The organism is Arthrobacter sp. B3I9 (assembly GCF_030816935.1).
Taxonomy (GTDB): Bacteria; Actinomycetota; Actinomycetes; order Actinomycetales; family Micrococcaceae; genus Arthrobacter.
This window is the reverse complement of record NZ_JAUSYO010000001.1, coordinates 2,610,572-2,632,352: the sequence shown is the minus strand read 5'-3', so window position 1 is coordinate 2,632,352 and position 21,781 is coordinate 2,610,572. Positions and strand designations below refer to the sequence as shown.

Below are 21,781 nucleotides of genomic sequence, written 5' to 3'. Positions count from 1 at the left end.
CACGCGGGTGAAAAGGACGGTTCGAGTCGTTCTTGGTGCGGTGGCGTGACCTTGGAACACGTGCGAATGAGCGTTTGACTGTCGCAGCTTAGGCGGAGGCGGAAACCCTGTTTACGACCCCTAGGGGGAGCGGATTATCCATGAGCTCTATTGCACCACTACTGGGTTCATGCGGCTCAGGCGCATGGACTGAAGAAGTCGCCCAGCATCCATGACTTCCGGCACACCCATGCATCTTCGCAGATCCAGGACGGTGCCTCAGTCCCGGTCAGGGTGCGGGTTGCTGACCGGCCCGAGGCGGCGTGCCCTTGTGCCGACCAGCCGTTCCTGCGGGGTTGAACCGGCACGCACCGGTATCTCGCCTAGACGCGCGATCTACGCGATGTGCCGTGAGGTGAAGATGATCCTTCCCTTGCACCAGCAGACGTGCGGGAAACTGCCGCTGTCTGCGCCCTCCCGCAGCCAGGCCCCAAGTGCACCGCATTAGGGCCGCCGCCTCAGCCGGCTTGTAGAACTCAAGATCCATTGGAACTCCCATTCGGTGGTTCGGATGGAAGTCCATGCGGCCTTGGGCTGGAGTGCACATGACCCGCCGGGCAGCTGACGGGCCCGACCCAACGCCGCTGAACTACCACCACTTCAGTTTCGGGGTGCAGTGCACAGGCGCGTGGCTCTACACCGCCATGAACGTCGACGGCCAAATCAGCTAGTCATTCAAGCGTGTTCGGGACACTTGCAACGAGCAGGAAGGAAGAAGGCTACTCGGAAATGCGGATTAGGTGGAGGCATCGGTTCCGGCGCCCGGTCAGCTCCCTAATCCTCCGCACCTCCCTCTATTCAATCCAAGTACGGTCACCTGATCTCGAAAATCGATACCGACCTCGCATCGTGTGATCGAAAGCGAGATCGCTCTCATCCGAAAGGAAGGTCCTCACACCCGCATTTGAGCCAGCAACTCGACGCTGCCACTCGTAGGAACGTGGTCCGTACAACTGGCCGTTGTAGAGCTGCTTGGGGTTCCGAGATCTCGGGTGGGCCAAATGCCGTCTGCCGGCACAGTCGAGAGGACATGATGCATCTGTGCCGCGATGTAGGACACCTAATCTGCGTCGCGCCCTACGCCGGCACCGGGCTAGCGCCCCGTCGGCCGGTGTCGGCGCCGGGGCAGACCAGAGCCCGGCCACGTCCCCACCATGCAGGTTGGGCGAGGACCGACGGAGCCGTGAAGGCGCGCGGCCAGCCGCGCACTGTGGACAGAGGCGCACTGCGATCAGTCGGTGCCTGGCCCCGACTGCGCTTCCTGCACTACGAGCGGGGAGAGAATGAAGGAGAATCGTGTCACCCTGGGGGCCCAAAGCTGGAATGCCCTGAGGTCGGACAGGGTGACCAAGGCTGTCGCCGAGCCTACCCGCTGGACCAGCTCTTCCCACTCGCGGCGGTCCTCGTCGGAAAGGTCGTCACTGACGTCGTTGGACCATCGCCCGTCGGAGCTGCGCGGTCGGAGTCCTTCCACGACGTGGCGCCACGACTCCGTGGGTTGACGGGAACATAGTCCTCCAAGGGTGTGCTCGCCCGGCACGGCGGCGATCAGCTGGCCGAGCAGCCGGGGGTACGCGGTCAGCAAGCCGAGCAGTAAACCGACCGCTTGAAACTGACCGGGCGTGGAATCGCTACCGAGGAATGCCGAGGCCGGGCTGAGATCCCGCGTACTGCGGACCAATCGGTATAGGTTCAGCAGCCGTTTCGCCTGCCGGGGGCTGCGCACCAGCGGGCCGAGGGCAGCCAACAACTTGAGCTCGTCCTCACTCAGCTGACGCGGCGCCGGCTTCGCGCCGGTGCTGGCGGTGGTTCCCAAGGGTCCGGTGTTGGCGGTGGTTCCATCGGGTCCCGTGTTGGCGGTGGTTCCCTCGGGTCCGGTGTTGGCGGTGGTAACCTCGGGTCCTGCGTTGGCCGCGGCGACCTCGGATCCGGCCTCGGCAGGGAAGCTGTCGTACGGAAGTCGATCGTCCTCCGGAACCCGAGCGTCCTCTGCCAGCGACAGCTTACGGATCAAACGTTCGAAGCTGGTACCGGTCATGCCGGGCAGCACGAACGGGATGTTGAATATCTTCTCCAAGTAGTCGTGCGGGGTCGTACGCCAGACGGCCTCATCGTCCGGCAGATCCGGGTGCTCTGGGAGGCGGCCATCTTCCCGACCTCGGAACACGGACGCGTACTGCTCGCGCAGCGAGTGCAACAGCCACCGCGGGTCCACCCCGACCACGACGACGAACAGGTCCAATGCGAGGAGCAAATGCACGGCCTGGAGGACGTCGACGACTTGGCGGGGCGAGCAGCGGTCGAGGTCATCGATGTACAGGACGATCCGGTCGATCGGCCGGTGCTGTTCATCGGGATCCTTGAGTGATCGCCAGTCCTGCATCAGTTCGATGAGGTGCTCGAAGTCGCGGCGGATGGTGGAGATCAGGCTGAGCTCACGGCGGTACTCGTCGCTGCTCGCCCGCGCGGAGACGAAGCCGTACCACCTTTGCCCAGGACTGAGCTGGGCCAACTCCCCGCCGAGCTCGCCCGCCCGCTGCAGGACCTCGACGAGCTGCGACTGCAGCACGGCCTCGCGGGCGTCCGCACGCCTGAGCTCCTGCATGTCCTCCGTGACCTTCTCGTCGACCTCGGTTTTTATCTCCTTGCGGATCTCGCCCGCCACCGTGCGCAGCAAGCCAAGGCCCGCGCGTACCTGTCCGACTGCCACAGTCATCCAGGTGAGTGCAACGGCCAGCCCGGTCAGGCCACTGCCGGCCAGCCAGCGGGCCACCTCGTCGCGGAAGAACAGCGACGCGGCGAGCAGCCCGAGGGCGACCGCTGCCGCTAGCGCGGCGACTAGGCCTCGCCGTCCGGAGGCGACCAGTTTCAGCGCGCTCACCTCTGCGCCTGCCTGGCGGATCTCGCCGGCCAGTAGTTGGCCCTTCTCCGCCTCTTCGCGCACGCCCAGCCGACGCCAGATCTTTGCCCACTCTTTCCGCAGCGTGGGCGAGGCGGCGACCGAGCGCGCCAGCGCCGCGGCGGACCCTGCGGCGTCGCTGCGCGCCTGCTCCAGCTCCTGGCGGAGTCGGGCGGTCTCCCGCTCGGCCTGCTCGTTCGCGAGCCTAAGCTCTTGGGCGCGCTGCAGCTTGTCCGCGAGCTCCTCGCGCAGGGCTTCACGTCGCTCGGCCGCCGTAGCCTGCGGGCCGGCGAGCTGCTCGAAGATCTCATTGCCGAGGCTGGCCCACAGGTTGGTATCGGCGTAGTGCCAGGCGTTGAAGGTGATCGGGACGACATTGTCCACGTAAGCCTCGTCGCCACTGCCAGCCAAATTGTCGACCTGACCGCGCAGCAGCCCCATAAAGTAGCTCTTGCCCGAGCCCCACTCGCCGAAAAGCCCAACCGACAGCGGCAGGGGGGTCTGGCGGTTCGCGATGACGGTAGCCAACATGGTGACGTACGTGCCGACCCCAAGATGGTCGTCCCGCAACGGTATCCGCTCCCCGGCGTCCACGAGGTCGCGGGAGATGCCCCCGGCCAGCCGGGTTGCCTCGGCGACCTGACCGAAGTCTCCGTCGCTGCGGTATTTGAATTCGCCCGGATCTGTAGTCGCTGGCGAGCCCGTTGGGGCAACGGGCTCCTCCAATTCGCTCTCTTTCCAGGCCGTCCGAATGGCATCTATCGTTCGCTGGTCTAAACCGACGAACATGACCCGCTGCAGAGAGGACGGCGCCTCATGAGCCAAGGACTTGCGGACGGCACGGACGTTCACGGCCGCCATGATTTCAAGAGGCAGGCCAATTGCACCGGCTCCGAGCAGGGGGACGGCGAGCGAATTGACGCCCCGTTCAATGGCTTTGCGCATGGCAGACGCCATTCCGCGTCCTGCGGCGTCGGGAGTTCCCGGGCCTACATAGCTTGGGTCTTTTCGAGAACTGTCAGTTTCGCGCGCGGAGGCGAGGATGACCCACTTCAGGCCGGGCGCGTCTGCCGATGTCGAGACTGGTACCACCTGCGGGAGATCCGGGGAGAGGGAGTAGACATCGTCGTCTGGCCACAGAACGCCTCGGACGTTGTCGCGTAATGCCTTGCCTAGGTTCCCGAGACCACCGCTCGGTGCGGCCGAGACAACCACGGCGTCGACGTCAAGCTGCCAGGGGCGGGACGTGATCACGGCGGAGCATTCCACTGCACCGACAGCACCAAGCGCCTGCTCGACGACGGCTTTAGACTCCGACGTGTGAGGGGGAGGGGCATCTGATGCTTTCCTACGCAGTCGTCCTAGCTCTGGTTCGGCGGGGTCGCGGGCGCGTATCTGTCTCAGTGAGGCGAAGGCGGCCGGATAGTTGACCCCTAATCTTTTAAGACGGTCCGGGAGCCGACCTGCGACGCCTTTCTCCGCCGACGCCAAAATTGCCATCGCCAGATCAGCCGTTCCAAGTTCGGCACCCGCTGGAACAGACTCAAGGTACTCACTTACTGCTTCGGCGAGCTCCTGTTCGGCGTACCCATCATCGAGTTCGTCCTGTGCCGGACTACCGGTCAGGCTAAGCAGGCCCGCGAGTTGAGAGCGAGTAACACCAACGTTGGCAAGGGCTTTGCCGACTCTGGGGTCGACGGTGATGAGTGCCAAAAGCAGGGTCGACCGGGTGATACCCTCTCGGTGGCTCACCCTGTCACGCCGACGCTGAGATTGAATAGCAGCTGCAAGTCGGAAGGCATCATCGACTTGGGCTGAAGTCCGGTGACCTGATTCAACGATAAGTTCGTTTAGAAGCGGTAAAAGGGGCGAGTCAGACATTTTCTGCTCCATAGTAAGATTCGGGCATGGAGCTCGTCGCCGGGTCGAGCGGAGTAAACCCTTGGACAGGTCGTCGATGGCCTGCTCGCTCAACTCGTCCGCGCCCTCCACTTCCACCACGTGCTCCACGCCCGCCCCCGTCGTCGGTGGATCGGTTTTTTATGTGGTGTTGACGCACGCGCATGCCGGGCCCGTAAGCCTCTCCTCGTGCAGCGGATGCCCCGTAGAGCCCAGCCTGAGCGGCCCCAAAGTCCGTTCGATGGCTGACATATTGGAGGATGAGTTCCTTAAGGAGGAACCAGACGCACGACGACATGAGTCGCTCGTATGAAGGAATCCAGATCATATTTCACCTAGCGCCGGAGTTCTTGGCTAAGTCTGCCCAGTAGCTGTTACTGCGCCGTTACTGGAATTTCTGGGCTGCGGGCGGGCATTGTCCCGGCGACATGGTGCTGCGCCCGTTCGCCAAGAGCGATGCTCGCTTATCGTGACAGGTCCCGTCCAGGAAGGAGCAGAACAGCGGGTTTTGAAAAATAGCGGTCCTTGCCGTACTACGGATATAGCCGCCCACCGGGGGTGCCGAGGCACCTGAGGTGCAGGACGGTTGGAACTCTGACGCGGACCTGAGTCGCAGCCCCTGGCTCGGGTCCCTGGCTTCGGACGTCGTGGCTGAGCGCTCCCAGGGCTAGACGGGGGAGTGCGCCGGCAGCAAGGCGGCTCCTCCTGACGCCGGAAGGAGCGTTAATATCTGTTGTCGGGACCATCACGTCCGTTGCGACGTGATCACTTCCGTGACGCGTTCGGTGACTTCGTCGATGCCGCCTATGCCGTCGACACGGGTCAGGTTGCCGCGTTGGGCATACTCCGCCACCGGATCGGTCTGCCAGTGGTAGAAGTCCAGCCGGTAAAGGATAGCGCCCTCGTTGTCGTCGCTGCGGCCCGTCTCCTTGGCACGCCGGGGAGGCGTTTGACCAGTTCCTCCCCCGCTGTCCATGTACTTCTTGGCCCCGACGCGCAGCCGTATCGCCCCCTGACGTTAGAGGGAATGTCTCCCGTGGAGATCCCAACGTCGCCGAGAGCTCCGAAATGCATTCCGCCTGCGTCACCGAGATCGTGCCAACGCCAAGATATCGGTGTGGTGTGCTACAGGATATTTGCCGTCGGAAAGCCGTCCTCTCATGGTACTTTCGGGGGCCAACCCTGCCGTTCCCTCCGCGGCAACCTTGTCGGGCTGTCCCACCGCACGACCGGCGTTGCACTCGCCCTCGCCAGGCTCGGTCACCTCACCGGGAGCTCGCGCTGGACCGAGGCGTTGCAGAGGCCCTGCTCGTCGCCGAGATCGCCATGGGGCCGCCCGAGCCCGACACACCCTTCAGCGCCTACAGCTTGGCGGAAGGCTCCATCATCGAAGGTGACGAGCGGTATGCCATGCACGGCGACCGCTGGCCCTCGGGCGCGGCAGGATCACCCAACCTCAGCCTCTTCCTTGGATCCGCAGGACCCGGCCGCCTCGCCCTACGACTTGCTAGGCCAAACATCCTGACACTCCTCACGCCGCCCGCGCCCCTCCAAGTCGCAGGCTCGCACTGACCTACCGTGCCGGCGTCGTCCTCTACGCGGTCGTCATCTGGCGAGGCGAATAAGGGCACATGTTCTAGTTCCTGCTTCAGTGGGGGCGCAGCGCCTAATCCTGCCGATGCCAGAGCATAGATGCTCACGGTTCCGGTCCTGTTCGGCGTCGCCGCGGGGCGGTCCGGGAATCGACGATGGTTCCCATTAATTCCTCCTCGCTTTCGTGAACCCGAAAGAAACGCGCCGCTCGGGCAGCCGCCAGGGGGCCAACTCCGCCTGCTGGCGCTCGGTGCAGCGTTCCGTAAGGCCCTGCGCATGTGCCTACGCTTGCTCCCCCTGAGCCGCGCCTGTCTGGTTTACGTCACGGCGTCGTGGGGCCCGATGTAGGACCCAGTAACGGTGGAGTAACGGGCCTTGCCGTAGCGTCGCTCCATGGACGCTTCGGTTGACATGAACACGTTCTCTGTAACGGACCTCGTGAGACTTCCTGCCGTTGGGATGCGATTGCTGAAGTACAGAACCGCGTTCCGCCATAACCCTTGTGCCGAGCGTCTTGAGTGAAGGGCTCCTGTGCGTGATCCCGCCGTTTCTGCCTGGCACTCAAAGGGCTTCCCAGCTCCGGATGTGTTGCCGGATCCTGGTATCCTGCTGGGCCGATTCCAAAAAAACCCCACAGTCCGAAGTGATTGCTGTGCACATTCCAGAACAGGAATTCCGGACTCCCAGGATTTACCGTCCCCGTCGTGCAGAGATAGACATGAATAAACGGCAGCGCCCGCACGCGGCGAAACTGGGTCCAATCCTAGCAAGCGCGTTATTTTCCGCCGACCCGTAATAACTCTAGAAGGTTGTAATGGCAAAAAATGAATCTGGCAAGAATACTTCTGACGAACCCAGGGGTGAACATCCCACCTCAGGTATCGCCGGTACCGCATTGATCACTGGCGATACTTTCGGCGTCAAGGCCCTGAACTACGCATCTGTCGACGGACAGGCCATGTTCGAGGGCGATATTTCGCTCGGGTCGATCGACGAGGTTGAGTCGCGCAACGACGCGGTACGTGCCGCACTCGACCCGACGGTTGAGGCAGCCGTCGCCATCACGGGGCACCGCTGGCCGGGCGGCCACATTCCATATGAGATCGCCAGCAGCATGCCTAACCAGCAGCGAATCACCGACGCGATCAACCACTGGCATGCCAATACGGCGATCCGCTTCGTGGCCCGGACCACCGAGACTGACTACGTCGAGTTTTTCGAGGGGGACGGCTGCTGGTCTCAAGTGGGACATCAGGGGGGCAAACAACAGATCAGCTTGGGCTCGGGCTGCGGCACCGGCAACGCGATCCACGAGATGGGCCACACTGTGGGGCTGTGGCATGAGCAGAGCCGAGAGGACCGCGACAACTTTGTCACGATTCAATGGGCGAATATCCAATCTGGGATGGAGCACAACTTCAACCAGCACATCGCCGATGGCGACGACATTGGCGCGTACGATTACGGTTCAGTGATGCACTACCCGGCCAATGCTTTCAGCAAGAATGGGATGCCCACTATTGTGCCCGTCCAAGCCGGTGCTGTGATCGGTCAGCGCAACGGTCTCTCCGCCGGTGACATCGCGGCCATTCGAGTCATGCATCCGGACCTTAATCCGAACCCGATTAAGAAGCTACTGGACGACTCCGGTGGGGTTAAGAAGTTGCGGGATGACACCGGTGGGGTTAAGAAGTTGCGGGATGACACCGGTGGGGTTAAGAAGTTGCGGGATGACACCGGTGGGGTTAAGAAGTTGCGGGATGACACCGGTGGGGTTAAGAAGTTGCGGGATGACACCGGTGGGGTTAAGAAGTTGCGGGATGACACCGGTGGGGTTAAGAAGTTGCGGGACGATGGGGTCGTCAAGCCCCCTGCCGACATCCCGATCGGGCCGGGACCCGGCGAGGTGGTAAGCCCGGTGCTCGGCGCAGTCCTGCCGTTCGGCCTTGCCACCGGCCATCAAGACCCGATTGCTGCCGCCTATGCCGCCGGCGATGCGGACACCGGGGACCCATTTACTGTCTACGACACCCGGATCGAGGAGGCGACGGCATCGCTGATCGTACTCGCCAGCCAGCTGCAGCAGCTCCGCGACGAGCGGGATGCTCTAATACTGGCAATGGGACTGTAAGTGATCCTTGTCATCTCGCACGCGGGCGACGATCACGCCGCTGCGGTTCTCGGTGCGCTCGGGCGCGACGAGCACCCGGCGGTACTGCTCGATACGGCGAAGTTCCCGACTGAGATGACCCTTGACGCCTCGATGGGCACAGACGATGTCAGGATAGCCATAGCGGCGAGCGATGGTGCGGCCGTTTGCCTAGATGACTGTCGCGCAGGTTGGTGGCGGCGTCCGCGGCCGTACGAGCTTCATCCTGAGCTCGACCCAACCGCTGCCCAGTGGACGTACCAGGAGTGTCACGAGGCCTTCGCGGGTGTTCTGGCCTCAGCTCCGGCATCTTGGATCAACGAGCCCTATGCCGACGAACGTGCCTCCCACAAGCCCTACCAGCTGACTATCGCCGCGCGGCTCGGCATCCCCTTCCCTCAGACTCTGATAACGACTAGCCCCGAGAAAGCCAGGGCGTTCATCGAGGCGAACAAGCACGCAGGAACGATCTTCAAGAGCTTCCGGGCAACCGAGGCGCAGTGGCGTGAGACCCGCTTGGTCGGAAAAGGCGAGCTCGCGCGGCTCGATGAACTGCGGCTCGCCCCGACGATCTTCCAGCAGCGCGTGGACGCTGTGTCAGACCTGCGGGTCACCGTTGTTGGGGATGAGGTATTCGCCGTCGAAATCGACAAGCAGTACAGTCTGTACCCGCACGACTACAGAATGAGTATGCACACTGCAGAGTTCCGTCCGGTGCAACTGCCCGAGGTGTGGATCGTCCACCTCCGGCGCCTGATGGCTGTGCTTGGACTTGTGTATGGGGCGGTCGACCTAATGCGCCTGCCCGATGGCAGACTGGTGTTCTTGGAGGTCAATCCCTCCGGCGAGTGGCTGTTCGTCAGTGACCGCTCTGAGCAGCCGATCACTGAGGCAATGGCAAGCCTGTTGAGTCGCTTCGACAAGAAGGAGTGACTGTGTCCGGACGCGAAGAACATGGGGAAGAGAAGGAACCGATTCGCCCTAACCAGACGGTCCATGGCGTCTTGCATGTACCGGGCGTGATACCAGACCGCGCCGCTCGGCTGGTTGTCCGGGTGCTCGAAGTCGGCCGTGCCGACGCGACATCCGAAGTGATCGCGGAGAACGTCATTACAGACGCTCGTCTCACTCCGAACACTCCGTTTGAGGTCTCTGTGCCGAGCAACACCGTGGGGCCCTCATACATCCTTCAGGTGCATGTGGACCTGGCGGGCACCGGCACACTTTCCCCCGGCGACTACCTCACCACGCAGGCCTACCCGGTCCTCGCGGGCGGCCCGGACGAAGATCTCCACGTAAAACTAACGAGGATCTGAGGGGCATGGGTGAATCAAGCCGACGAGGGCTTGCGCCCAGACGCTGGCGCACACACCCCAGCGACCTCCGTGCGCTCGTCGCGGGATAGGAGGAGACGCCTTTTGGACAACGGCCACTGCGCTGGGCTTCCGCCCTGATTGCCGAGGCTGCAGGTCAGGCGGGAGGATCCATCGAGGAGACCAGGCAACGCGCTGATTCAAACTCCTCGGCTTAGGGGAGGGGCTAGAAGAGGTTCCTGTGCCGCGGTATTTATTGGTGAAGGGACAGCCAAGTGGCCTCAGACGGGACGCCTTGCTGGTTGACGATGAATAGCATGTACCAGCCGGGAGGGGCCAGGTTGGGGTTGCCGGGTACCTTCGCCGTCACTGTTTCCGCGTCTCGGGACGTTATTTCCAGGTCGACAAGTCGTTGACTCGTGTCGAACGAGTGGGTGGTCACCCCCGGCCTGACAAGAGACGCCCATTTGATGTCGCCGGCTTCGGCGGTGGTGATCTCGATGTCTACGCCGTAAGTGGATGAAGAGGGAGCTCCTTTGATCAGGGGACGATCCCCGCGGAACAGGTAAGGGGGGCTGAAAACCTCGATCCGCATTTCTTCGTTCGGGTCGGGTGGTTCGAAGACTGCCTGGGATCCGCCTTCAGGGTTGCCACCCGCGGCAACGACCTGACCCGTGGGAAGCAGCACGGCCGTTGAATGGTAGAGCCGGGGAACCTGAGCTGTGGCCATTAACCGCCAGGTATCGGTTGCCGGATCGTAAAGTTCCGATTGGAGGCGGGCGAGCGGCTCGCTCTCCTGCTTTAGGGATCCTCCGCTGACGAATACGGTGCGGTCAGGAAGAATCACCGCGTTAAGGTGGATGCGGCCCAACGCCATCGGTTGTGCAGGTTTGTAGCTCGGAGCGGCCGCCTTGAAGTCAACGATGCTCACACCGTCGGTGGCGTGTGTCTTGTTTTCTTTGCCCTCGGGCCCTCCGCCGCAAATCAGAACGCGTTGGTCCTGAGCAGGCGGGAGGAGGACACTTGCCGACTGGTTGCGGAGCGCAGGGTCGAGAAGATCCGGAACTTCCTGAACCGAAGGAACGCCGTGGGCGGCGAGGGTGATGACGCACGGCTGGACATCCAGGACGTCGTCCATCCGGCCACCGGAGAAGAAAACGCGCCCGTCTTCGAGGAGGAACAGGTGGGCATAGAGCGGTAGACCCAGGGAGCCGTGGGGGAAAGGCAGGTCGTGCCACGCGTCCGCAACAGGTTCGTACATCTCCAGTACTGCCCGGGAGCTGCCCTCGAACTTCTCATCGAGGCCTGACGCTGCCAGAACCGAACCATCGCCAAGGGTGATCACGGTCGGATACCAGCGAGCATGGGCCATTGCACTGAGCAGCGACCAGGTCCCCGTGCTCGGGTCGAAGACGGCGGCGTCTTTACTGCCTGTGAAGGGATAGGTCTGGGTGCCGCCGGCCGAAAGCAGGCGTCCGTCGGCGAGAGCGGTGTCTCCGCCGCAGAACAGGTCATACGGACGGCCGCCGATCACGAGTGTCGGTGGATGCGAGAACTTGTCATCAGGTGGAGACCAGACGGCACTGAGGGGGACCCCCTTAGCTATGTCACCGAAATCGTGCGACTCAAAACGGGTCTTGCTGCTGCCTGAGCCCGCGAAGAAAAGCACATCGCCTGTTTTGAGGAGCGCGGTATGCACGGCGAGGACGGAGGAATGAAACGTCTTCACCTCCCACGAACCATACAGCGATGGGGTCATATCCAAGTCCATGCTTTGGTAATAGCCGCCGTTCTGTCCTTCCGGGGCATCAATAAGCAGGGCGAAGAGCTTTTTGGTTCCGTTGAGAGTTGCGATAGCGGCCCCGCCGCCTTGGTTGTTCCAAGAGAACCAGTGGGGGACGCCAAGCCACTCCTGACCCCAGTTTTGACTAGTGCCGTCAGCGTCCAGGCCCGTGGCAAAACGGAAGAAAGCCTGGTTTTGACCGCTCACACCAGGTATCACGGGGGCGTCGTCGATCTGGAAAAAAAGCAGGTCGCGTGAGGCACCGTCTGAGGTGACCGCCGCTCCCTGGTTGGCCCATGAAAACCAACCCGGGACCTCACGCCACGGTGACCAGCCTCCCGTTACCATTCCGTCCTTGTCGAGCTGGCGCCCTATCCGGTAGAGACCTTGGTTCAGTCCGGGCCCGTTGTCCACCATGAAGACAACCAGGTCCCGCCGCCCCTGGGAATCGGGTCCAAGGACGGTGATGCCGCCTCCCTGGTTCTCCCACGAAAACCAGTCGGGTATCTCTTGCCACCCTGACCAACCATTCCGGATCGAGCCATCGATCCTAAGATCGTGCCCTACCCGGTAGAACGCACGGTTTTTCGCTGGGCCGTTGTCGATCAATAGGACGATGAGGTCCTGAACACCTGCGCCCAGATCTGTCACCGCCACATCGGCCCCTTGGTTTTCCCAGGAGAACCAGTCCGGCACGTCAGTCCATGCGGTCCACCCTCCAGTGACCACGCCCCGATCGTTTAGGTCTTTGCCGAGTCGGAAGAGGCCCCGATTTTGGGCCGGTCCCGAGTCGACCATCATGACCAACAGGTGCTGGGCTCCGTCCAAAGCCACGACGGCGACTCCACCGCCCTGGTTCTCCCAGCTGAACCAGTCGGGGACTTTTGTGTATTCCAAAGGCATGGTTTGTCTCGGTTCGTTATGAACGGATCGGATGGCAGTTCATCGCTGAAGGGGTCACCGTCGAGTTACACAGCGGGCTGTTTGGCGAACCGGATGAGTTGTGCCATATCGAACGAACCGTCGTCCCGCGCCATCGGTTTCATCGGTTGGAAGTTTGGTTCGACCCTGAGGTAGGAGAGCGGATCGCCCGCCGCGAGACCCAGCAGAACCTCGGCCACGATCCTGCCGCCAACGGGTCCGAGTCGTTTGCCCTGGGCGCGGACCTCCGATTCCTTCAGTATGTAGTACCAGAGCGGCGGATGAAGCTGCAGGTCACCGCTGAGGTCCGATATTCCTAATTCCTCCGGAGTCATTGGTCCTATGCCCATAGCGTTGGACACGGATGTCCCTGAAGGCAGGCTTAGGCGTAGTCCGCGAAGCAAATTGCGCTCCGCGAGCGACGGCGGCGGATCTGAGGCAACGGCGGAGGGCAGGCTCGCCAGCGGGTCTGACAAATGGGCATCGATCGCCATGGTGGAAAGCGGCTGCACCTCGGACCCAGGAAAGTCGAAAAGAAATTCCCACTCGACCGCCCACTGCGGGGGAAGCCTGCGGAACCCATTGAGGTTCTCCAGCTCGTCGTCGGGAGGCAGCTCGGGACCGAATATCGGTATCGGCTGGTCGCTGCGTGCTCCTTTCACGAAGGCGTTGATGTGGTACGACGGGCGGATCATGGAGTGTCCGAACCGGTACGCCGCTACGGAAAACTCCACAGGAATGTACGGCTCGCGGCCCGGATGATAGAAGAGGAACCGTGGCCTGATGATTTCGACGGCCTGCCCACCTCCGACCGCATAGCTTTCATGTCGGAGGATGTCATCAATCACGTCCTTCCCGACAACTTTGGGAAGGAAGTCGTTGATGACAATCCATTGGTAATGCCACCGCACCAGCCGTTGGGCTTCCTTGAACAGGTTGTCTCCAGTGAATGGTGTGGTTTGTGCGACCACATCCGTGACGTTGTTGTGAAATTGCAGCATAGTCAGGTGCAGCTGGGAGATGAGGATGTTTTCATCGTTACGCGGGTCCCCGATAAGCGCACGCCCGAAAAAGTTGTCGGTCCCGTCGGGATTCTGGCGTGGCTCGTTGCGAGGGAGGTCGGGGCCTCTTCCGCTCGCCACGTCCGGTACGACGCCGACCTCTTCTCCCAGCCTGAATTTAGTGACCCCATTCGACTGAACGTACAGGTACGGCTGGTCAGATGGCCCGCTGCCGTAGACCGAATCGAGGTCAAAGCGTGGGGTTCGGAAATCGTGCAGCGAGTCCGGGTCGTTTTGTCGCTGCAGGCTCGAAACGGGGTCGAAGGTAATGTCGTGGTCAATGAATTGTCCAAGATAGGTGTAGCCAGCGGGTATATCGGGGTTCTCCGCAAGGGGTGCCCCGCCCTGGTCCGTCACCTTTGCTGCGAGGGCAGCCAAGTCGTCGGGCTGATGCTCAAAAACGGGGAGGTTGCGGAACATGCGCCCGAAGCGTCCCGACTTAAAGGACGAGGTCGGAAGAACGTCAAATCCGCGTGGAAGCCTGGAATGAATCTTCGGATCGACAGGTGTCGTGTTCGATGGTGCGACTTCGTTCGGCCGATCAGTTTGGACGTCGACTCTGGTCTGATTGTTGGTGGTCATGACAGGGCCCAATCGTGGTTGCGGCGTTCTTGCTTACGGAGACGATTGGACAGGCGACAGCGTTACGACAGCGTTACAGCCGGGCAGAGACAAAACTCACCTAGTGGTTCGGCGTCGCCGCCTCTGATTGAAGATTCCCATGCCAACTGAGAATGACCGGGCTGGGCGCCTACGAGGACGACGACGCCCGCCCTCAACCTGCCGGCCGGTACCTGGTCGGGCGTCAGCATCGATATTTCCGGCACGCCCGGTGCCCCCGAGATGAAGGTGGACGTCACGGTCGCCTAGGTGAAATCCCTTGTTTGCTCCAGCTGGTGCGTTCGCCATGACAAAGGACCAGCAGTGGTTAGATTCCGCTGGTGACTCTAGAGCAAATGTCGTTATGCCAGCTGCTGGGGTGATGGTCCATGGAGGGCATCAAGCGTCCTGGCATCTGGGTCGAGGCCACCAAAAGCGCGAAGTTCTGGGCCGGCGTCTACGCTGAACTGGCCAACCGCGGTATCCAGGATGTGCTCGCCGATTTCGGTGGTGGCGGCAGCGCTCATCTCGGCTCGTAACGACGTCGGTCAGCCCCAGGGTTGCCTCGGGCCGCCGGAGCGGCACGGGTGTCGGCAGGAACGGGCCGGCCGTTTGCCGGCCAGTGTTCGCCAGCCAACCCAGCAGTTTCGCAGCGCATCGGGCTCGGCTCATAGTATTTACAAGCCCCGGAGATGGCACATTCCTTGCGCCAGCCGAGTAAGGCGAACGACTCGTCTGTAACCTGGTTCTCGGGCATCCGGCCGCCTCGGCATACCCAGTGACCCTTTCGATTGGCACAGCCCTGCGCTGTGCCGGACAGCTTGAGTGGTCGGTGCTTGCTCGCAGAAGCGAAACCCACGCTAGCCGAAGACACTTCACTGGTGTAACGCCACCGTAACGATAGCTCAGTAGTTTGTAAGCGCCCGACCATTTGACACCCCCCTGTTCCCAAGGGGCAAGCCTCACAGGAGTCTGTGCATCTCCGGAAGGCATTTCATAGAAAGACGCTCGCCACTGAGCACTGACCAAGCAGAAAGGGACTACCGTGGCACGCCTGAGCGACCAGAATCTCATTTTGGAGGACGGGGACATCCTGGAATTTCCCGCCCCCGCTGATAGTCCATTTATAGAGTGCCAAACGATGCGCGCTATCAGCACGCTTGCTGATGTTCGCAACTTTGGCTTTATCCAAGAATGGATGCGTGGATTCTCATCCCCCGATGACAGATCACTGCCCGGATCGGGTCGTCTAGTCGCCGGCGGCCCGGCAGAGAGGATCATCTCTGCAGGCCAACGATTCACTAGCAGAGAGATGCTCCGCTTCGTTAGAGAAATTTCCGGCGGCGTCGTGATGAATCTGCAGCTTGCAGACTTCGTAGTACCCGTTGGAGCAACGGTTATATTGTCTAGCCCTCTCGCAGAAATTAAGGCCAATACCGTGGTTATCGCGGGACAGCTAAAGTTTACGGATGATCTTGCCATCCAGTGCAACGAAATTCGAGGAGCCTGACATGGGGGACATCGTAAACATTCCCCGAGACGGCGTGGATGGGCAGGATGCGCCCCAGGCCTCACCTGGTCCGGGGGCCAACGGCCCGGACGGGCTCGATGGAGGGGCCTTCGGTGGGTCCACTGCAGGTACGGCCGGATCTGCTGGCCCGAGTGGAATAACCGGACAGGATGGCGGGGCTGGCCAGTCGGGCGGCACCGTGAGTGTAGTAACCAACATTCTCGGCCTGGATGTCACCTTCATCGTTACGGGAGGAAATGGAGGCCGTGGGGGCCGGGGCGGGCCTGGCGGGCCCGGCGGCGGTGGTGGAAAGGGAGGCAATGGCGTCTGGTTTTCCGGAGGCTCGAACGGAGGGGCGGGAGGAACAGGCGGCACTGGCGGTAACGGCGGCGCCGGCGGCAACGGCGGCAACGGCGGAAAGGTATCCATCGCCTACAAAGTGGACGCCTCCGCGGGAACCGCCAAAATCGCTGCGAATGCAGGCGCAGGCGGCGCCGGGGGAACGGGAGCAGTCGCTGGCGTCGGCGGTAGCGGTGGGGCCGGCGGCACTGGCGGACCTCTGTCATTCAACGCCAACGGGACCGCCGGTGCGCCCGGTTCGAGCGGCGCTTCTGGTCAGAACGGGGCGGCGGGCGCCAATGGCTCCACCGGAACGGCCATAATTACTCCTATTCCATGATTATAAATAGGCCGCATAACGGGGCACTGCTCGAGCTCATTGGGTTTCCCCGCTGCCCCCAATTGGAGGGCTCATACGAAAGCTCGTGTGTTCGGGCCGATTGGGGCGGAGGCGTGGGGTAACTCGATTGTCCAACCGGGGTCGGGTGCGGCTTACTGTCCTTGTTCGGCAATTCGGCCGCTGTGGACGGGAAGCTTCTCTGGGCCGACCGACGGACGGAGCCCCAGTGGAATCACACATCGGCGGTGATTGCATCGAAATAGCCGTCCTGGATAGGAATCAGCGCATGGAGGTGACGCCTTCAACGTAGGTTCCCTAGCAAAACGAGTGAAGGACCGGCAGCGACCGGGTGCCCGATGCTCGCTGCCGGTCCCTCCAATCTCAACTAGACGATTGCCGGGGCTGCAGAGCAGGCAACTGGCGCCACCAAGGGGCCATGCAACGCGACAATTCGAACTCCTCAACCCAAGGGAGGGGCTAGAAGAGGTTTCCCGTGCCGCGGTATTCATTGGTGAAGGGACAGCCAGCTGGCCTCAGACGGGACTCCCTGCTTGTTGACGATGAATAGCATGTACTAGCCGGGAGGGGCCAGCTTGGAGTTGTCGGGTACCTTCGCCTTCACTGTTTCTGCACCCCTGTCAGCGCTGGTCGAAAATGAGCCACTTCGCCGCCGTCACAATGGCTCAGTTTTCGACCGTCACCGACACTCCTGGATGACGAGTACCGGCTAGCCGGAATGTGGGGCTCATCGCATCCCCGGAAGCCGACCCACGGCATGCTGATCTGGGTAAACGAGACCGACATTCGGGAGGCGGAACTGTTGTAACGCAGGCGTAGAGGCATTCGCCAGGTCCTCGCCACAGGAATCGTGCAGATCAAACCCTACGACCGGCGAGCAAAGACATCGTGGAGCGGGCCAATCAGTTCCTGGAGAGCTCGTTCCTTCTTGGGCCTTAGCGACTGGTCCATTCAAGGTCTTTGCTGGTCGATAGGCGCGACTGGATCATCCCGAACGCTGCACCACTCATGTATCAGGGGTGATGTGGACGTGCAATCTCGCGGAAAACCCGGTTCCGCCGATCTTGAAGGACCATGTCTGGCTGGTGTCTGGGACCAACTGAGCCTCCTGCACCTGCGGGTTATCCGTTCTTGCAAGCGTCTGAAGCTGCTCTATTGTCGGTGGATCCTCGCCCACCAAATATCCCTCACCGGTGTGGACGAAGAGCCGAGGTGACTTTCCCGGGAACGCCTGAATGTAGTACTGCTTCCGAAAGACCACGTTGTCCGAGAAACCGACACCGAAAGCATCTCGTTCTCCTACGTAGAAGTCGGCGCGGAACACAATTCCCTTCGCGTCTCCCAGTATTGCCCCAGCATCCACCCAACCCTCCCAGATGAGGCGGTCTGGTCCTGCCCAGCCCGTGGTTCCGTCGCCGAACTCCGCCAACGGCTTCCTGAGTTCGTCCTCAAGCACGGGCAACTCATCAGATAGGTCCTGCTCATGGAACGGGCCATAGCAATTCTGGGCCGGCGGGCTCTGATGGAACAGTTCAAAGTCGACATGCCGCGGCTTGATCGACACGCCGAAATAGAACTCGCTCTTTCCGAACCAGTCACGGCCGCGGGTGATCTCGGCATCGTCGAGGGAAAGGGATACTTTGTGCGTCCCATGAAAGAAGCGCATCGAGATCTCATATGCCTCACGAGAGGTAATGAGCGAGTCGGGGCCCCCATGGCACTTATGCACGAAAGTTCGGGGCGCCCCTGGCAACTGTGCGGAAGCCTGCTTCACCAGCCCATCACTTCTGTTGTAGGCGAAGTCGCCCTCGTCGATCAGTGACGCCAGTCGATTCATCGCGGAGGACACCCCGATGTTGTATGACCGAAAGTCAGTACCGACTACGGTCAGGATTCTCCGGACGTCGAACGCCTCCTCCCATCCACGGAAGGTGGTCTTTTCAGGATTGAATGATTCGAACTCTTCACTCGCCTCATTCAACTTCGGCAGCATGCGAAGCAACCACGATGGAGCGCGCTGAAAGGCTATTCCGCGGTGCGGGGTTCCCAACGTGACAATCCGATGGATCTTCTGCTTGGCTGAGCCCGTCTTTTCGGCTTCCATCGCAAAGACACCTTCGCGCGCAACAAGTCCGCCCATGCTGTGGGCCACAATGTCGACACCCCTAAACTCCTCACCATGCCGGGTCGTTGCTCCTTCAATCAAGCCGATGAGCCGAGCCAAACCCTGGCCGTAGTTCTTTAGTGCGCGGGGGCGGAGGTCGTAGAATCGGTAAACCCAAATCGTACCGGCGGTTCCGCCAGACAGAACCTGTTTCTCAACCGAAGGGTCAAGGACGACCGTCCCCTCCATGGAGTCCAGATCAAGATCTGTTGTAATCGCTCGTGGTGCAGGGACCCTGTCGGAATAGAACCCAACCACGTTGGTGGCATCGTGATACGCGTACTCCGTTGATTTTAGTGCGCGAAGAATGAAGCCCTCGTAGATGTAGTTCTCGCCTCTCCGAGTGGGGTAAACAGTACCGTCGTTGAAGCCCTGGTATGGGCTGGCTTGATCATCGGATACTTCGGGGCCACCGAAGCCCCGCACAAGAATCAACGGTCGGGGGGAGATTTTAGCCGTCATGAGAGCACCCCGCATGTATGTGGACACCGATTTTGTATAGGCCTATACGACACTGAGGGCTTCGTCAAGATGCGGGGCAATTGAATCCCTATTGCGGGGAGATGTCGGTATCGACAAGACATCCTAAAAGGGCTCAAGGACATTCATAGCCAGCGCGGGCCCGTCCCGGTCACTGAGCTTGTGTCAGAGGCTGCCGCAGAACCCGTGTGGAGACTCGCTCCAATGCCGAGAACTCTTCAAGCTCGACGGGGGAGCAATGCAGGCGGTCCGTATGCAGTGCGATGACGGCTGCCCTGGACCGAATGCATCAGGCTAATTAACCCCTCGGGCACAGCGTTTCCCACTTCAGGAAATTGTGAGCCTCTCTGCTGACAGGCTGTTCACTTATGGGCCCCTTCGGGGTTTTGTGTTGGTGGCTGGTGGTGTGGCCTGCCGGCTAGTTTCTGTCTTGGGTCGACGGTTCGTCCTTGGTTTCCTGTTCATCTGGCTCCTCCTAGTCGGTCTCGCATTACGACGCGTTGAACCTTTCAACCGGTTTTGCCTCCGTCCGGAAGCCAGGGCCGCCTGTAACGGAGCGCTCGGGACCCAGGAAACGCGATCTGCACCGTCAGCGCCCAGACGGCAGTGCCCGCCTGAGGTTCGAAATTCCTCGCATGGCGCTGAGACCGGACGAACTCCGAGGCCCATCTGCGGGCATACTGGCCGTAAGCGCGGTTCGTATGCCCGCAGATGATCGGGCATTGCAGGTTATTTGGCGGTGTCCTCCTTGGAGCCGGCGCCGATGGACCAGACGCGCGGGGGAGTGGTGCCGTTGACGGCGTGGTCGCCCACGATGCGGGCCTTGAAGACCCACGGGTTGTGGCTGGCAGCAGTGCGGGCGTTGCGCCAGTGCCGGTCCAGGTTCTTCTTGGTGCTGGTGCCGGAGGCGGCGAGGGCGTCGAAGATGTCCGAGGTGGCACGGGTGGAGAGTTCGGTCAGGATGACCTGTGCCTGGGCGGTTTCGAGTTCGGCCAGGTCGTTGAGGCGTTCTTCTTCCTTGGCGTTGTCCAGGAAGGCGCCGTCGTAGGCTCCCTGCAGCGCGCGGGCGGCACGTTCGAGGGTGGCTTCGGCAGCGTAGGCGCGGGCGGAGACCTGGCCGACGACCTGGAGGATTTGCGGGTCGGCGGCGAAGGAGTCGGCGTTGCCGTGGGAGAAGATCCTGGTGCGGTTGCGGACCTCGGCGGCGATTTCCCGTTCGGCGGCCTTGATGCTTCCGGCCAGCACGGCCAGGAGTACGGCTTGGTAGAACGCTGTCTGGTACTTGAATCGGGTGTCGAAGTCGATGACGTTTTCGGCCTCGACCGCTGCGTCCGTGAACGTGCTGGTGCCGGAGCCTGTGGTGCGCTGGCCGAAGCCGTCCCAGTCGTCGGAGTGTGTGACCCCGGGCTGGTGGGCGTTGACGACGGCGATCACCTTGACGTCGTTATCGGTGCGCTGCGCGAAGGTGTCAATCCAGTCTGCGAAGATGCTGCCGGTAGTACTTGGTGCCGTTGATCCGGAAACCGCCGGTGGTGCTTTCCGGGTCCGGGCTGACCTTGGTGATGACGTCGCCGATTTTGACGGTGCCCACCTTGGTCCAGGAGTTGCCGGCGATCTCGCCCTTTACGAATCGTTCCAGCCACACGGCGCGCTGAGCGCCGGTGGAGACCAGGCGGTCCTCGACGAACGCGAAGTGGCCGCGCAGGGCCTGCGGAATGTTGGAATCGGCTGCGGCGAGTTCGGTGAGCAGGCGGAAGAGCTGGGGCAGGGAGGCGCCGGACCCGCCGTCGGACACGGGAACACGGAGGGCACCGAAGCCTGCCTGCGTGAGTTCCTTGATTTCGGCAAAGGGCAGCCGGTGGTCCTGTTCGCGCGCGCTGGCGCCTTCGGCAATCCTTGCGAAGATGGGACGGAACCGGTTGGCGAGGGTCTCGTAGTCGACCTGGTCGGTGGCGGCGGCTAGTGATGTCATGGGATTGCCTTTCGTGAACGCTGGGTGGGAATCAAATGCGCTGATCGTTGGAGAGCGTTTAAGCGGAGATGGGTTGGGCCGCTGCGGCTGGTACGGGGCTGGCAGGATTCCGTGGACCTCCGGACTTGCTGATGGCCAGGGCCGCAGTGAACAGGCCGGCGATGACGACGGCGGTGATGCCCGCCAGGAACCATCCCGCCGGCCACGCGCCGCTGAGCCCCAGCAGCGCCGGCGCCGTCGTCGTGATTTGTCCTGTGAGCACGGCCGCCCGGCCGGTGAATGCCGAGAGGGAGGACTTTCCCCGGCTAGAACAAAGAAGAACAGGGACAACAGGACCGCCCAGCTCAGCCACAGCACCGACAAGAAGGGGTCTTTTGCAATGTTGGCGGCAGAGTAGAAGACGGCGAGGAGAGCTACCAGGGCGCAGAACCAGCCGACCCCGGCCGACTCGAGGTTAAGCACGGCGTTGAGCCCGACGTAGAGGTACGTGATGCCGAAAAGGACGACGCCGGCAGCTCCCAGCAGCAGTTCACGGTCACCCCGGCGGCAGCAGCCAGGAGCACGGCCAGCACCAGCTGAAGGGTGCCGATGACGATGTTGAAAACGCCGCTGTCACGGGCCGGAATGCGGCCCAGAAGGCCGAGGGCGTTGATCAGGAGGGCAGCGCCGGAGAGGATCAGGCAGATATAAGACATGGGATT

General features: G+C 61.9%; 13 protein-coding genes and 3 pseudogenes. 6 read left to right on the top strand and 10 right to left on the bottom strand.

Features of this window, described 5'->3' with window-relative positions:
• The first annotated feature begins 584 nt into the window (after positions 1-584).
• A complete protein-coding gene (locus tag QFZ65_RS12355) occupies positions 585-710 on the top strand; it encodes a hypothetical protein (protein WP_306910807.1) in 126 nt (41 codons plus the stop codon).
• A gap of 560 nt (positions 711-1,270) precedes the next feature.
• Here the strand turns inward: QFZ65_RS12355 and QFZ65_RS12350 are convergent.
• Positions 1,271-4,192, bottom strand: coding sequence for a P-loop NTPase fold protein (locus tag QFZ65_RS12350; protein ID WP_306910805.1), 2,922 nt, complete (start codon positions 4,190-4,192; stop codon positions 1,271-1,273).
• A gap of 1,390 nt (positions 4,193-5,582) precedes the next feature.
• A pseudogene (locus tag QFZ65_RS12345) lies at positions 5,583-5,800 on the bottom strand (adenylate kinase); the annotation flags it as partial.
• Between the two features lie 1,444 nt (positions 5,801-7,244).
• Between QFZ65_RS12345 and legP the strand changes: the two are divergent.
• From legP to QFZ65_RS12330, 3 genes are read left to right on the top strand one after another with little or no spacing between them, the layout of a single operon-like run.
• Complete coding sequence (gene legP, locus QFZ65_RS12340) at positions 7,245-8,561, top strand: Dot/Icm T4SS effector Zinc-dependent metalloprotease LegP (protein WP_306910803.1); 1,317 nt, start codon at positions 7,245-7,247, stop codon at positions 8,559-8,561.
• Positions 8,562-9,512: an MvdC/MvdD family ATP grasp protein gene (locus tag QFZ65_RS12335; RefSeq protein WP_306910801.1), complete on the top strand. Its 951-nt coding sequence runs from the start codon at positions 8,562-8,564 to the stop codon at positions 9,510-9,512.
• A gap of 2 nt (positions 9,513-9,514) precedes the next feature.
• On the top strand, positions 9,515-9,895 hold the full coding sequence (locus QFZ65_RS12330; protein WP_306910799.1) for a YbaY family lipoprotein: 381 nt from the start codon (positions 9,515-9,517) through the stop codon (positions 9,893-9,895).
• Between the two features lie 250 nt (positions 9,896-10,145).
• On the opposite strand, the gene QFZ65_RS12325 is transcribed toward QFZ65_RS12330, so the two are convergent.
• A complete protein-coding gene (locus QFZ65_RS12325) occupies positions 10,146-12,578 on the bottom strand; it encodes a galactose oxidase-like domain-containing protein (RefSeq protein ID WP_306910797.1) in 2,433 nt (810 codons plus the stop codon).
• 65 nt (positions 12,579-12,643) lie between these two features.
• A complete protein-coding gene (locus QFZ65_RS12320; protein WP_306910795.1) occupies positions 12,644-14,239 on the bottom strand; it encodes a heme peroxidase family protein in 1,596 nt (531 codons plus the stop codon).
• Positions 14,240-14,646: 407 nt separating this feature from the next.
• On the opposite strand from QFZ65_RS12320, the gene QFZ65_RS12315 reads away from it, so the two are divergent.
• Both QFZ65_RS12315 and QFZ65_RS12310 read left to right on the top strand, forming a co-directional pair.
• Entirely contained in the window at positions 14,647-14,796 is a 150-nt protein-coding gene (locus tag QFZ65_RS12315; protein ID WP_306912644.1) for a hypothetical protein, read from the top strand.
• A gap of 506 nt (positions 14,797-15,302) precedes the next feature.
• The gene (locus QFZ65_RS12310) at positions 15,303-15,767 is read left to right on the top strand and encodes a hypothetical protein (protein ID WP_306910793.1); all 465 of its coding nucleotides are present in this window, start codon (positions 15,303-15,305) and stop codon (positions 15,765-15,767) included.
• 1,703 nt (positions 15,768-17,470) lie between these two features.
• On the opposite strand, the gene QFZ65_RS12305 is transcribed toward QFZ65_RS12310, so the two are convergent.
• From QFZ65_RS12305 to QFZ65_RS19110, 6 genes and pseudogenes are all read right to left on the bottom strand, one after another.
• On the bottom strand, positions 17,471-19,117 hold the full coding sequence (locus QFZ65_RS12305) for a triacylglycerol lipase (RefSeq protein WP_306910791.1): 1,647 nt from the start codon (positions 19,115-19,117) through the stop codon (positions 17,471-17,473).
• Between the two features lie 720 nt (positions 19,118-19,837).
• The gene (locus tag QFZ65_RS12300; RefSeq protein WP_306910789.1) at positions 19,838-20,542 is read right to left on the bottom strand and encodes a hypothetical protein; all 705 of its coding nucleotides are present in this window, start codon (positions 20,540-20,542) and stop codon (positions 19,838-19,840) included.
• A gap of 34 nt (positions 20,543-20,576) precedes the next feature.
• Positions 20,577-21,080, bottom strand: coding sequence for an acyl-CoA dehydrogenase family protein (locus tag QFZ65_RS12295; RefSeq protein ID WP_306910788.1), 504 nt, complete (start codon positions 21,078-21,080; stop codon positions 20,577-20,579).
• A 58-nt stretch (positions 21,081-21,138) separates the two neighbouring features.
• Positions 21,139-21,342 carry a hypothetical protein gene (locus QFZ65_RS12290; RefSeq protein WP_306910786.1) on the bottom strand — a complete coding sequence of 68 codons (204 nt, stop codon included), beginning with the start codon at positions 21,340-21,342 and terminating at the stop codon, positions 21,139-21,141.
• A 95-nt stretch (positions 21,343-21,437) separates the two neighbouring features.
• A pseudogene (locus QFZ65_RS19115) lies at positions 21,438-21,572 on the bottom strand (AmiS/UreI family transporter); the annotation flags it as partial.
• A gap of 107 nt (positions 21,573-21,679) precedes the next feature.
• Positions 21,680-21,775 (bottom strand): annotated as a pseudogene (locus QFZ65_RS19110) (AmiS/UreI transporter); the annotation flags it as partial.
• Positions 21,776-21,781 lie beyond the last annotated feature (6 nt).